Raw genomic sequence first — 12,838 nt, forward strand, 5'->3', positions numbered from 1 at the left:
TGGGAAGACAGGGGGATGACCCGAGCTCTTGTGGCCCGGCCCGAGGTCCGCCACCAAAACAGCACTTCCAACACGCACGCCTCCAACCCTTCGAGGCGTTTCTGCCACGCCCGCAGGCGACCAGGCCGCGAAGCAAGGTTGTTGCGCGAATCGGGCGGCGAAACAGGAACGGGCGGCTGGACCCTTTGTCCTGCCACCCGCTTGGATTACTGAACACGGGCAACCAGGCCCGGTGGCCTACGGCGTCGCGGCCCGCCGGTCGAACCGCCTCAGGTGTGGCGGATTTCGGTTCCCAGGACCTTCAGGCATTCCCGCATGAAGGCTGCCAGGCCGGTCCAGCCCTTGGCCGAAACCATCGTGCCATCCACATAGGCCTCGTGCGGCTTGACGTCGATGTAAGTGCCGCCGGCCAGGATCACCTCGGGCTCGCAGGCGCCAAGGGCCGCGACCTTCTTGCCGCGGATCACGCCATCGACGGCGACCAGGATCTGCACGCCGTGGCAGATGGTGAAGATCGGCTTTCCGGCCTCGTGGAAATGGCGCACCATGGCCTGGATGCGCTTGTCGGTGCGGATGTATTCCGGACCGCGGCCGCCGGCGCAGTAAACCGCGTCATAATCTTCCAGCACGACTTCCGAGAAGGTCTGGTTGATCTCGGCCAGGTGCCCGAAGCGCTCGATATAGGTCTGGTGTCCCTCGAAGTCGTGCAGGCTGGTCTGGATCATCTCGCCCTTCTTCTTGTCGGGGCAGACGACATGGACGGTGTGCCCGACGGCCTCCATGCCTTGCTGGAAAACGAAGATTTCATATTCCTCGGTGAACTCACCGCAGAGCATGAGGATTTTCTTGCCACTCATCCGTGGTCTCCTTGTGTCAAATCGAAGCCGGAGGCCGCTGGGCCTCCGGCACAGTCATCAGAACGGGCTGTCGGGGAAATAGAACTGGTCGGCGTTTTCCGGCGTGATCAGCGGCGCATCCAGCTTGAAGTTGCCGCGCATCGGCGCCTGGCCGGAAAACTGCGCGGCCGTCATGTAGATGGCCGACTTGATCATCGACGGAGGGTAGGGCGTCGAGATGGGGGTGACGGGATCGCCCGCCTTCACCATCTCGATCACGTCCTTCATGCCGTTGCCGCCCAGGGCATACTTGATCTCGGTCCGGCCCGATTGCTTGACCGCTTCCAGCACGCCCAGAAGCATGTCGTCGTCATTGGCCCAGACCGCGTCGATATGGGGATACTTGGCCAGATAGTCCTGCATCAGGCTGAAGGCCTCGTCCTGGTTCCAGTTGGCATACTGGATGTCCAGAATTTCGATGTTGGTGTCCTTCATCACGTCGGTGAAGCCCTGGATGCGTTCGTCGTCGATGACGGTCGGGATGCCACGCAGCACGACGATCTTGCCTTCGCCGCCCAGCTTCTCGGCCATCCATTTCGCGGTATTGGCGCCCACGGCGATGTTGTCGCCCGCCACATACAGATCCTGGATGGTCGGGTCGGTCAGGCCCCGGTCCACGACGGCGATATAGGTGCCGTTCGACTTGACCTGCTCGACCGGGCCGGTCAGTTCCTCCGAGGTGAAGGGCAGGATCACCAGGGCGTCCAGGGTCTGCCCGGCCGACAGATCCTCCAGGGCCGACACCTGGGCCGTTGCGGAAGGCGAGGTCTTGACGATCACGTCGATGTTCGGAAAGGCCGCCTCGATCTCTTTCTCGGCCTGTTCGGCGTGATAGACCACGCCCCCGGTCCAGCCGTGCGTCGCGGCCGGGATCGACACGGCGATGGTCCGCTTGTCCTGGGCAATCGCCCCGCCTGCGGTCAGGGCCACCAGGCTTGCGGCAGAAAGCAGCCCTAGGGCGCGTCTTGCGGTTCTAGTCATAGTTCACTCCTCCCTTGTGAAAAACTCGTGCCTCTTGACGGGCATTCATTTGATGAAACGGTGGGCCAGCATCGCCAGGATGATGATCACCCCCTGGACGGCCGCGACCAGGTATTCGGACACCATGTTGGACAGCACCATGAGGTTTGCGATCACCTCGAGGATCAGGGCGCCGGCCACCGTGCCCCAGATGCGGCCCTTGCCGCCGCGCAGCAGCGTGCCGCCGATCACCACTGCAGTGATCACCTGCAATTCCCAAAGCTGTCCGGTCGTGGGTGTCGCCGCGCCAAGCCGGGGGATATAGCAGATCGCGGCGATCGCGACGCAAAGCCCCTGGATCACGAAGGCCGTGGTGCGTACCCGCGCCACCGACACGCCCGAGAACCGCGCGACATCGGCATTGGACCCCGCCGCCATGCAGCGACGGCCGTACTTGGTGCGATACAGGATGAAGGCACCGACCAGAACCACCGCCAGCGTGACGACCACGGGCAGGGGGATCCCCAGCACGTTGCCGAAGTAGACGGGGCGATAGGGGTCGCGCAGCGCCCGCTCGATCGGGATCGATCCGCCGTCGGACATCCAGGTGATCAGCGCGCGGAAAATCCCCATCGTGCCAAGCGTGGCGATGAAGGGCTCGATCTTGCCCACGGTCACGATCAGCCCGTTCAGCAAGCCGCATAGGGCGCCGACGATCAGCCCGAAGCCCGCGCCGACAAGGATGGCATTGGCCCCCATCGTGGGTTCCAGCCGGTTCATGGTCAGGATCATGACGCCCGTCACGAAGGCCATCATCGATCCGACCGACAGGTCCAGGCAGCCCGACGAGATGACGAAGGTGGCGCCCACGGCGATGATGGCGATGAAGGCCGACCGGGTGACGACATTGGCGATATTGGTGCCGGTCGCGAAATTGGTGTTGATCAGCGTGCCGATCAGCACGACCAGGGCCAATGCGATGAAGGGGCCCATATCGGCCCAGCGGATGCGACGCGGCGCGTCGGCAATCTCCGTGGTGACGGTTGTCATCCGGGTCTCCTCCCCCTGACGTTTCGGTTCAGGCGTATGTCTGTGCCGCACGGCCCTGCGGCTCGGCTTCATGTCCCTCGCCGCTGGTCGCGGCATAGACGACGTTCTGTTCGGTGATCGCGTCCCCCGTCAGTTCCGCGACGATGCGCCCCCCGCGCATCACCAGGACCCGGTCCGACAGGCCGACCAGTTCGGGCAGTTCGGACGAGATGACGATCACCGCCTTGCCCGCCCGCACCAGCCGGTCGATGAAATCATAGATCTGGCTCTTGTTGCCGATGTCGATGCCGCGCGTCGGTTCGTCGATGATGACAACGGCCGGGTCGGTCAGCATCACCTTGGCCAGAAGCAGCTTCTGCTGGTTGCCGCCCGAAAGCTGGCCCGCCGAAAGGTGGCGGTTGCGCACGCGGATGTCATAGGCGTCCACGGCGCGATCAAGGGCGCGATCTTCGCCTGCATGGTCAAGCCGGGTGCCGGGATGCACGCTGTCCAGGGCCTGAAGGGTCAGGTTGGTGGCGAGGGGCTCGTCCAGAAGCAGCCCCTTGCCCTTGCGATCTTCGGTTAGATAGACCAGCCCCGCCGCCTGCCAGTCGCGCACGCTGCGATGCGTGACCTCGTGCCCGCCCAGCGTGATCCGCGCAGCCTGCGAGGGGCGAAGTCCCATCAGCCCCTCGAACAGCTCGGTCCGGCCGGATCCGATCATGCCCCCGATGCCCAACACCTCGCCGGGGCGCAGGGCCAGGCTGGCCTCGACCGCGCCGTGATCGACGGACAGGGCGTCGATCACAAGCTGGGGTTCCACTGCGGGCAGGGTCCGCTTGGGCGGGTAAAGCGTGCCCAGTTCCCGGCCCACCATCAGGTCAGCCATGGCGCGCTGCGTCAGCCCGGCGGCGGGCCAGGTGCCGATCATGCGGCCGTCGCGCAGGACGGTCACGCGGTCGGCCAGAGCCTCGACCTCGTCCAGGCGGTGCGAGATGTAAAGAACCGCAGCGCCCCGCGCCCGAAGGCCGCGCACCACGTCCAGCAGGGCCGCAACCTCGTCATTGGCGAGAACGGCAGTGGGTTCGTCGAAGATCACGACGGTCCGAGGCTCCAGCAGCGCCCGCGCGATCTGCACCAGCTGGCGCTGGGCCAGGGGCAGGGAGCCCACGCGGTCGCGCGGATGGCAATGCGCCCCGATCGAGGCCAGGATCTCGGCCGTGCGGCGGTTCATGGCGCGGTCGTCCACCATCGGCCCGCGTGTCAGTTCGCGGCCCAGGAACAGGTTTTCCGCGACGGTCAGGTCGGGGGCCAGCAGGATTTCCTGATGCACCAGCACCACGCCCGCCGCCTCGGCCGCGGCGGCGTCGGGAAACTCTGCCGCGGATCCCCCCATCAGCATCCGCCCGGCCGTGGGCGCGACATGGCCCGACAGCAGCTTCATCAGGGTGGACTTGCCCGCGCCATTCTCTCCGATGATGGCGTGAACCTCGCCCGGATGGATGTCCAGCGTGACGTCGGACAGGACCGTGACCGCACCATAGGTCTTTCCCAGCCCCTCGGCCCGAAGCGCGGGCTGGGCGGAATAGACGTTTGCCCTGGTCATCGTCGCGCTCATTCGAAGGCCAGCATCAACCGGTCGCGCGACCGCGAGATATGTTCGTGCATCGCCGCCTGCGCCCGCGCAGCGTCGCCCGCCCGGAAGGCCGACAAAAGGTTTTCATGTTCCTGAAGCGCTTCCTGCGTGACGCGGCTGTGGAACATCAGGCGGAACAGGTGCAGATGCACGTGCTGGTCGGCAAGGGCCTGGCGGATCACCTCGTTCCCGGCGACCTTCAGGATCGCGTCGTGGAAATGGGCATCGGCACGGGCAAAGCGGGAATAGCGGCTGGTCCGGTCCACCGGAGCCTCTCCATGACCCATGTCTGCTGCGGCTTCCTCAAGCTCGCGCAGGCTGGCCGGGGTCAGGTTCTGCGTGGCGATCCGGGCGCATTCCGGTTCAAGCAGCAGGCGGAAGGCAAACAGATCCTCGAAGGCCTTGCGCGACAGTTGCGGCGCGGCGCTGTAGCCGATCAGGTGGGCCTTGCGAACCAGCCCTTCGCGTTCAAGCCGCGACAGGGCCTCGCGGACGGGGGTCTGGGACACGCCCAGGTCGCGGGCGACGACATCAACGGGAATGCGTGCGCCAGGCGCAATGTCCAGCGACATGATGCGTTCGTAGATGCTGTCATAGACGCCATCCACAATGCTGGCCGGCCTGACCATCTGAATACCCTGGCTTTCCGCTGCGCTTCCCAATCCCGCACCCCGCATCTGCGCTGTTTGCAAGACGATGGTTTACAAAGATCGGATCGGATGTCAAATACAATATCATATACGATATGATCCTGGCGGTCCGGGCAAGGCGTCGATGTTATGGTGCCCGCCTGTCCGAACCCCCGATCGAAGCGGCACATAAAAACGGGAGAGGAACAGAATGGCGCATTTCGGCACGATCAGGCCGCCGCGAGAGATCATCTTTGGCCCGGGGCAGCGGCAGGTTCTCGGGCAGGTCGCGGCGGGGCTGGGCCAGCGTGCCCTGGTCGTCACCGATGCCCGTCTGGCTGACGAATCCCAGTTCCAAGCAATGCTCGCCGATCTGCGGGATCACGGGCTGGCGGTGCAGGTCGAAAGCGGAACACTGCCTGACGTGCCGGTGGACAGCGCCCTGGCCGCCAGCCAGGCCGCGCGCGGCTTTGCGCCCGATCTGGTCATCGGGATCGGCGGCGGATCCTGTCTCGACATGGCGAAATGCGTGGCTCTGCTGCTGACGCATGGGGGGCAGCCGCAGGATTACTATGGAGAGTTGAAGGTGCCGGGGCCGATCCTTCCGCTGATCGCGATGCCCACCACGGCGGGCACCGGATCCGAGGTGACGCCGGTCGCCGTCCTGTCCGATTCGGCGCGCAGCCTCAAGGTCGGGATCTCCAGCCCGCATCTGGTGCCGACGGTGGCGATCTGCGATCCGGACCTGACGCTGACCTGCCCGCCCGGCCTGACGGCCATTGCCGGGGCCGATGCCCTGACCCATGCCATCGAGGCGTTTACCGCCATCCGCCGCCCCGTCACGCCCATGTTGACCCAGGAACGGGTCTTCGTGGGCAAGAACGCGCTGTCCGACCAGTTCGCCCTGACGGCGATCCGCCTGTTGTGGCAGGGGCTGGAACGCGCCTGCCGGACGGGCGCGGATGCCGATGCCCGCGCCCAGGTGATGCAGGGCGCGCTGTTTGCGGGCCTGGCCTTCGGTGTCGCGGGCACGGCGGCCGCCCATGCGATCCAGTATCCGGTGGGCGCGCTGACCCACACCGCGCATGGGGCAGGGGTGGCCTGCCTGATGCCCTGGGTCATGGAATGGAACCGCCCGGCCATCTCTACCGAACTGGCGCAGATCGCCGACGCCATGGGCCTTGCCTCGGCGGACGAGGTGATCCCCGCAGTCCGGTCGCTGTTTTCCCGCATCGGGATACCGGAAACCCTGTCCGGCCTGGGCCTGCCCGAGGATCAGATCGGCTGGGTGGCCGATCAGTCCTGCGGGATCGAGCGGCTGATCCAGAACAATCCCCGGCCCATCAGCCGCGCCGACATGACCCGACTGCTGCACGCCGCCTTTTCCGGCGACGCCCGCATCATCCAGTAAGCCCCGAAAGGATCCGACATGAGCCTTGATACCCTGCACCCTGCGGATTTCGCCGATCCGGGCCTTCACGCGGCCGGACTTTTTATCGGCGGCGAATGGCTGCCCGGCGGCGGCATTCCGGTGGTCAATCCCTCGACAGCCGAAACCTTGGCCGAGGTGCCGGACGCGACGGTCGCCGATGCCCTGCGCGCCGTGGATGCGGCCGAGGCTGCCGCCGCAGGCTGGCGGGCGACCCCCGCCCGCCAGCGGTCCGAGATCCTGCGCCGCTGGTTCCACCTGATGACCGATCATGCCGAGGAACTGGCCCAGCTGATCTCGCTGGAAAACGGCAAGGCGCTGCCCGACGCGCGGGGCGAGGTCGCCTATGCGGCCGAGTTCTTCCGCTGGTATGCAGAAGAAGCCGTCCGCATCGCGGGCGAGTTCCGCCATGCGCCGTCGGGGGCGAATCACATCCTTGTCGATCACGACCCCATCGGCATTGCCGTGCTTATCACGCCCTGGAACTTTCCCGCCGCCATGGCCACGCGCAAGATCGGTCCCGCGCTTGCCGCCGGCTGCACGGTGATCCTGAAGCCCGCCAGCGAGACGCCGTTGACGGCCTATGCCATGGCTCGCCTGGGGGCCGAGGCGGGCGTGCCGCCGGGCGTGGTCAACGTCCTGACGACCAGCCAGCCCGCGCCTGTCACCAATGCGATGCTGGCCGATCCGCGCGTGCGCAAGCTGTCCTTCACCGGCTCGACCGGCGTTGGCCGCGTGCTGCTGGCCGAGGCGGCGAAAAGCGTCGTGTCCTGTTCGATGGAACTGGGCGGCAATGCGCCTTTCGTGGTCTTCGACGACGCCGACCTGGACGCGGCCCTGAACGGCGCCATGGTCGCCAAGATGCGAAACGCGGGCGAGGCCTGCACCGCCGCCAACCGCTTCTACGTCCAGTCGGGCATCCATGACGCCTTTGTCGCGGGGCTGACGGAACGCATGGCCGCGCTGAAGGTCGGCCCCGGCACCGATCCCGCCACCCAGGTCGGGCCGATGATCACGACAAGGGCCGTCCAGAAGATCGGACGTCTGGTCCAGGAGGCGGTGTCGCTTGGCGCCCGCGTCACCACCGGGGGCGCCGCGCTGCCGGGTTCAGGTTACTATTTCCCGCCGACGGTGCTGGACAATGTCAGCCCCGATGCCGCCATCGCGCATGAGGAGATTTTCGGCCCCGTCGCGCCCGTCTACCGCTTCGAGACCGAGGAACAGGCGATCCGGCTGGCCAATGCAACGGAATACGGGCTGGCGGCCTATGTCTATTCGGGCGATCTTTCCCGTGCGCTGCGGGTCGGCAAGGGCATCGAGGCGGGGATGATCGCGATCAACCGCGGCCTGATGTCCGACCCGGCCGCACCCTTCGGCGGCGCCAAGCAAAGCGGGCTGGGGCGCGAGGGGGGCGTGACCGGGATACTCGAGTTCATGGAGCCGAAGTATTTCGCGGTCGCTTTCTGAACGGTGGCGTGATGCAGGATCTGTATCGCAACCGCGATTTCATCCCGGACTTCGACGCGATCATCGAAGAAACCGCGGCCCGTTCACGGGCCTTGGCCGCACGGACCCGGATGCAGCCCGACATCGCCTATGGCGCGGGACCGCGCGAGCGGATGGACATCCTCCTGCCCCAGGATCCGCAACCCGGCGCGCCGCTGCACCTGTTCATCCACGGGGGCTATTGGCGGTCGGGCAGCAAGGAGGTCCATCACCTTGTCGCAGGCCCGGTCCTTGCGGCAGGGGGCATTGCCGCGATCGTGACCTATGACCTGATGCCCGGCATGCGGCTGGATGCCATTGTCGGGCAGGTCCGCGCGGCGGCCCGGCATCTTGTCGGAATGGCGCCCGCCCTGGGCGCCGATCCCGCGCGGCTGACGGTCAGCGGCCATTCCGCCGGCGCACATCTGGCCTGCTATCTGGCCGGATGCGGCACGGGCGAAGAAGATTGTCCGCCCCTTCCACCGCTGCGCGGCTTGCTGCTGGTCAGCGGAATCTATGACCTGTCGGGCATCCCGGACAGCTTCCTGAAGGACGAGGCGAAGATGACGCCCCAGGAAGCCCTGGCCTGGTCTCCGCTTACCTCCCGCCACGACCCTGGCCCGCGCCGGATCGTCACCTGCGGCGAGAAGGAGACCCGGCCCTTTCACCAGCAGGCCTCGGCCATGGCCGCCTTGCTTCAAGCCAAGGGCGCGGCGGTGGACCTGCGCACCGAACGCGGGTTGAACCACCTCGACATCGTGCTGTCGCTGGGCGACCCCGCATCGCCGCTGGGACGACTGCTGTCAGGGATGGTCGCCACTTCCTGAGGCGGCGGGGGACGATCCCGCCTAGGCAGCTTTGTGGAACGATAGCTGGTTCTAACCTTGCGGCCTTAGCGGCTTTGGCCGGCGGAGTGCGGGGGGATCGCGCGGGCGATCTGCGCGGCGTCATAGGGCTTTTGCAGGACGGGGACCGCCGAATAGGCCTCGGTCAGGCCGGCCCGGCCATAGCCGCTGGCAAAGATGAAGGGGATGCCGCGCCGCATCAGGCGGTCTGCGACCGGAAAGGACTGCTGCCCGGCCAGGTTGATGTCGAGGATGGCAAAGTCGATTTCCTCGCGCTCGGCCGCGTCCAGGGCGGTCTGCAGGCGCATCATCGGGCCGACCGGGTCGTGGCCAAGATCGGTCACGATATCCTCGAGCAGCATGGCGATCAGGATCTCGTCCTCGACGATCAGGATACGCGCCATGCCGGTCTCCGCTCAGGCTGCGTGGTCGCTGATCGCCTCGACCGCCGCAGTCAGTTTGAACACGATGCCCGTGGGCCGGAAGTCCACTTCCGCCTTTCCCTGCAACTGGTCTGGCAGGACTTGCAGGATCAGGCGCGAGCCGAAACCACGGTAGTCGCCCTTGGTAACGACCGGTCCGCCCGTTTCGATCCATTCCAGGGTGAAAACGGATTGCCCGCTGACGTTCCAACGCACCAGGACGGTTCCGCCCGGCACCGACAGGGCGCCGTATTTGACGGCGTTGGTGCCAAGTTCGTGCAGGGCAAGCGCGATGGAAATGGCCGCATAGGGGCCGACCCGCATGTCCGGCCCTTCAAGTTCGATGGTGTTGCGGTCCGGCGCCTGGAACGGGCGGATCGCTGCCTGGGCCAGGGTGCGCAGGTCGGCGCTGTCCCAGCTTTCTTGCGTCAGCACGTTATGGGCGGCCGACAGCGCCATGATGCGGGCCGTGATCGCCTGTGCGGCCTGGCCGGGATCCGTGGCGTGGCGCAGGGTCTGGGTCACGATGGACTGCACGGCCGCAAGGCTGTTCTTGACGCGGTGGTTCAACTCGTTGATCAGCAGCCGCTGGTGGTTTTCCGCCCGCACCCGCTCGGTCACGTCCGAGCCCTGGACGAAGATATGGGCGACCGTGCCGTCCTGGTCCCGGATGGGCTGATACACGAAATCCACGAAGCGTTCTTCCAGCGGCCCCTGGTCCCGCCATCGCAGCAGGACGCGCAGCGAGGTCCGGGTTATCGCCTCGCCCGTGGTAAAGACATGGTCCAGCAGGTCGAAGAAGCCTTGCTCGGTCACTTCGGGCAAAGCCTCGCGGACCGGCATCCCGATCACGTCGCGGTTGCCGATCAGCTTGTTGTATTCCGGGTTGACCAGGGTGAAGCGATGGTCGGGCCCGCTGACCATTGCCATGAAGGTGGGTGCCTGGGCGAACAGGCTTTGCAGCCGCTGGAACTCCTGGCGGTTGCGGCGTTCGGCCAGGACGCGCTCGGTCGTCTCGATCACGACCGCAATGACGCCGGCGGGCCTGCCGGTTTCATCCAGCACGGGGGAATAATCCAGGTTCATCCAGACCTGTTCGGGATAGCCTTTCCGATGCAGCGTCAGTTCCTGGTCCTGATAGGCCAGCGTTTGCCCGGCCAGGCCCACCTTCATGACATTGTCGTTGAAGTCCGCGACCTCGGGCCAGCCTTCGCGCACGTTCGACCCCAGCAGCGCGGGGTGGCGATGGCCGGCGAAGACCGAATAAGCGTCGTTGTAGATCATCACGCCCTGTTCGCCCCACAGCATCACCATGGGCACGGGCGAATGGATCAACAGCGCGGTCGCCGTCTTGAGCGACTGCGGCCAGGTCTCGACCCGGCCCAGGCAGGTCGTGCCCCAGGGGAAGTCCTTCACCAGCCTTGCCACCGGACCGTCATGGCCCAGGAAATAGAAGGGATCGGCACCGGGCGCGTTCAGGGGGGTCATGCTGGTCCTCGGCTTCCTCGATGCAGGTCACTTGCGGCGAAAGTCGGCCGGGCGTCAATCCGTCACGGCCTGACGGGCGCGCTGCAGGGCCGATATGATGCGCCAAAGGGCAGACGTTCCATGGCCGCATTGCTTTTCCGACGAAACCCGGGGGCGGTTTTGGGTATTGTCGTTCTGGGCTTGTGCTGGACAGCGTCGCTTGCACGCTGCGGCACGCTGTCGCCTGATGGGAAAGAGAGGGATCCATGAGCCAACCCTATTGCGGGCCGGGCGCTGCGCCTGACGAGATATGGGCGGCGTGGAATCCTGATCCCGTGGTGCTTGCCGGTCTGGCGCTGCTGGCGGCGGCCTTGTGGCGGCGCGGGTCCGGCAAGGCCGGGCTGATCGCCGTTCTGGCGCTTGCGGTGGCCTTCGTCTCGCCGCTTTGCGCGCTGACTGTGTCGCTGTTCTCGGCCAGGGCGCTGCACCACATCCTTCTGGCGGGGGTCGCGGCGCCCGCCCTGGCCCTAGCCTGGCCCCTTGCCCGCCGGGTGACGGCCCAGGCTGGCGGGGCGGGCATGGCCCTGGCGATGGTCGCCTGGCATCTGCCGCCGGTTTACGACGCGATCTGGCGGTCGGATGCCGTCTACTGGCTGATGCAGGGGGCGTTGTTCCTGCCTGCCTGGGCCTTCTGGTCGTCGGTGCTGACCGGACCGCGCCGGGCGGCGGTGGGCGACAGCTTCCTGACGATCGGCCTTGCGGGTCTGATGGGAATGCTGGGCGCCGTGCTGACCTTTGCGCCTGGGGTGCTTTACATCCAGCACGTGGACGGCGCTGCTGCCTGGGGCCTTGGCGCGCTTGACGACCAGCGGCTGGCCGGGCTGATCCTCTGGGTGCCCGGTTTCCTGCCGATGGCGGCTTTCGCGGGCTGGATGCTGCGGCGCGGCTGGCAGCGGGATTTCGCGGCATGATCGCGGCGCTGAAGGCCATCCACATCGCCGCCATGCTGTGCTGGTGCGCCGGGCTTGTTGCGCTGCCGCTGTTGCTGATCAGCTATGGCCACGCGCAGCGGCAGGTCCGCTATTCCGAGTTCCGGCTGTTGACGCATTACGGCTATGTCGCCTTTGCCACGCCGGCCGCCGTCATTGCCGTGGTTGCGGGCACGGCCCTGATCTTCGCGGCCGAAGTGTTCGACCTGTGGCTGATCGCCAAGCTGGCCTTTGTCAGCGTGATGGCGATGGCCCATGCCTGGATCGGCCACCTGATCGAGCAGTCGGGCCAGCAGCGCCGGGGGCAGGGCGTCGATCCGGCGCGCGGATACCGGATGCCCTATCCGGGCATTGCGCTGGCCGCGATCCTGCCCGCGATCGGGGCGATCCTGTGGCTGGTGCTGGCCAAGCCGGACCTGACCTGGGTGGTCGAGCTGATGCCCCAGATCGTCCAGGAGCCGCGGGGTCAGTTGCCGTGATCCTGCTGCGTTCCGATCTGATAGTCGAAGACCAGCTTGCCGCCGTGCCAGCCCGTGATCGTGGTCATCAAGAGCCCCAGGGCCGAGATCAGGATGCCCACCGGCAGCACGGCTTCTTGCGGGTCGGGCAGCCGATAACCCCAGTTCACGCCCAGGACCGACAGCAGCGTGCAGGCCAGGATGAAATGCGTCCAGCTTGGCGCGCGGATGCGGATGCCGGGCACGATCAGCAGTTCCACCGTGCCGCTGATGCCCGCGACGACGCCCATGATGAAGCCGATGCCGGCCGTCCAGACGGCGGCGCGCGGCCAGAAGGCGTCGCCCGTCCACCAGAACATCGCGTCGGCGCCAAAGGTCAGGAAGGCCAGGGCGATGGGATAGGTGATCAGCATCGCGTGCAGCGGATGGCCCGCGATGGCAAACTTGGATTCGGTGTCGTCAAAGGCCGCATGTTCCTCGATCGGGTCGGAAAGCCTGCGGCGTTGCTGCCAGGTTCGCTTGGGTCTCATCGGCACCATCCTTTCGGTTCGCGCAAGGGGAAGGCATGCGCCGGGCTTGCGGTTCCCCTTCTG

General features: G+C 66.5%; 13 protein-coding genes. 5 read left to right on the forward strand and 8 right to left on the reverse strand.

Annotation, left to right across the window (positions count from 1 at the left end; translation table 11 throughout):
• Positions 1–269: 269 nt before the first annotated feature.
• Genes FIU66_RS03510 through FIU66_RS03530 form a run of 5 tightly spaced genes read right to left on the reverse strand, consistent with a single transcriptional unit; the run spans position 270 to position 5,150 of the window.
• The gene (locus tag FIU66_RS03510; RefSeq protein WP_167621418.1) at positions 270–857 is read right to left on the reverse strand and encodes a DJ-1/PfpI family protein; all 588 of its coding nucleotides are present in this window, start codon (positions 855–857) and stop codon (positions 270–272) included.
• A gap of 57 nt (positions 858–914) precedes the next feature.
• Positions 915–1,877, reverse strand: a complete 963-nt coding sequence (locus FIU66_RS03515; RefSeq protein WP_167621419.1) for a substrate-binding domain-containing protein — start codon at positions 1,875–1,877, stop codon at positions 915–917.
• A gap of 45 nt (positions 1,878–1,922) precedes the next feature.
• Positions 1,923–2,906 (reverse strand): ABC transporter permease, encoded by a 984-nt coding sequence (locus FIU66_RS03520; protein WP_167621420.1) that lies wholly within the window; start codon positions 2,904–2,906, stop codon positions 1,923–1,925.
• Positions 2,907–2,934: 28 nt separating this feature from the next.
• A complete protein-coding gene (locus FIU66_RS03525; protein WP_201281079.1) occupies positions 2,935–4,491 on the reverse strand; it encodes a sugar ABC transporter ATP-binding protein in 1,557 nt (518 codons plus the stop codon).
• Between the two features lie 8 nt (positions 4,492–4,499).
• A complete protein-coding gene (locus FIU66_RS03530; protein ID WP_229849416.1) occupies positions 4,500–5,150 on the reverse strand; it encodes a GntR family transcriptional regulator in 651 nt (216 codons plus the stop codon).
• 211 nt (positions 5,151–5,361) lie between these two features.
• Here FIU66_RS03530 and FIU66_RS03535 point away from each other — a divergent pair, with 211 nt between their 5' ends.
• The 3 genes from FIU66_RS03535 to FIU66_RS03545 are packed head-to-tail and all read left to right on the forward strand — an operon-like array spanning position 5,362 to position 8,891.
• Entirely contained in the window at positions 5,362–6,561 is a 1,200-nt protein-coding gene (locus FIU66_RS03535; protein ID WP_167621423.1) for an iron-containing alcohol dehydrogenase, read from the forward strand.
• An 18-nt stretch (positions 6,562–6,579) separates the two neighbouring features.
• Complete coding sequence (locus FIU66_RS03540) at positions 6,580–8,046, forward strand: NAD-dependent succinate-semialdehyde dehydrogenase (protein WP_167621424.1); 1,467 nt, start codon at positions 6,580–6,582, stop codon at positions 8,044–8,046.
• Positions 8,047–8,057: 11 nt separating this feature from the next.
• Positions 8,058–8,891 carry an alpha/beta hydrolase gene (locus FIU66_RS03545; RefSeq protein ID WP_167621425.1) on the forward strand — a complete coding sequence of 278 codons (834 nt, stop codon included), beginning with the start codon at positions 8,058–8,060 and terminating at the stop codon, positions 8,889–8,891.
• 65 nt (positions 8,892–8,956) lie between these two features.
• Here the strand turns inward: FIU66_RS03545 and FIU66_RS03550 are convergent, their stop codons facing one another.
• Together FIU66_RS03550 and FIU66_RS03555 are read right to left on the reverse strand one after the other, a co-directional pair.
• A complete protein-coding gene (locus FIU66_RS03550; protein WP_167621426.1) occupies positions 8,957–9,313 on the reverse strand; it encodes a response regulator in 357 nt (118 codons plus the stop codon).
• Positions 9,314–9,325: 12 nt separating this feature from the next.
• Positions 9,326–10,819 (reverse strand): sensor histidine kinase, encoded by a 1,494-nt coding sequence (locus FIU66_RS03555; RefSeq protein WP_167621427.1) that lies wholly within the window; start codon positions 10,817–10,819, stop codon positions 9,326–9,328.
• Between the two features lie 245 nt (positions 10,820–11,064).
• On the opposite strand from FIU66_RS03555, the gene FIU66_RS03560 reads away from it, so the two are divergent.
• Both FIU66_RS03560 and FIU66_RS03565 read left to right on the forward strand, forming a co-directional pair.
• The gene (locus tag FIU66_RS03560) at positions 11,065–11,769 is read left to right on the forward strand and encodes a cytochrome c oxidase assembly protein (protein ID WP_167621428.1); all 705 of its coding nucleotides are present in this window, start codon (positions 11,065–11,067) and stop codon (positions 11,767–11,769) included.
• Positions 11,766–12,266: a CopD family protein gene (locus FIU66_RS03565; RefSeq protein ID WP_167621429.1), complete on the forward strand. Its 501-nt coding sequence runs from the start codon at positions 11,766–11,768 to the stop codon at positions 12,264–12,266. The genes FIU66_RS03560 and FIU66_RS03565 overlap by 4 nt, the downstream gene beginning before the upstream one ends.
• Here the strand turns inward: FIU66_RS03565 and FIU66_RS03570 are convergent.
• Complete coding sequence (locus FIU66_RS03570) at positions 12,254–12,775, reverse strand: DUF2231 domain-containing protein (protein WP_167621430.1); 522 nt, start codon at positions 12,773–12,775, stop codon at positions 12,254–12,256. The genes FIU66_RS03565 and FIU66_RS03570 overlap by 13 nt on opposite strands.
• Positions 12,776–12,838: the final 63 nt, after the last annotated feature.

Origin of the sequence: Paracoccus sp. AK26 (assembly GCF_011801365.1) — a bacterium.
GTDB classification, from domain to species: domain Bacteria; phylum Pseudomonadota; class Alphaproteobacteria; order Rhodobacterales; family Rhodobacteraceae; genus Paracoccus; species Paracoccus aerius.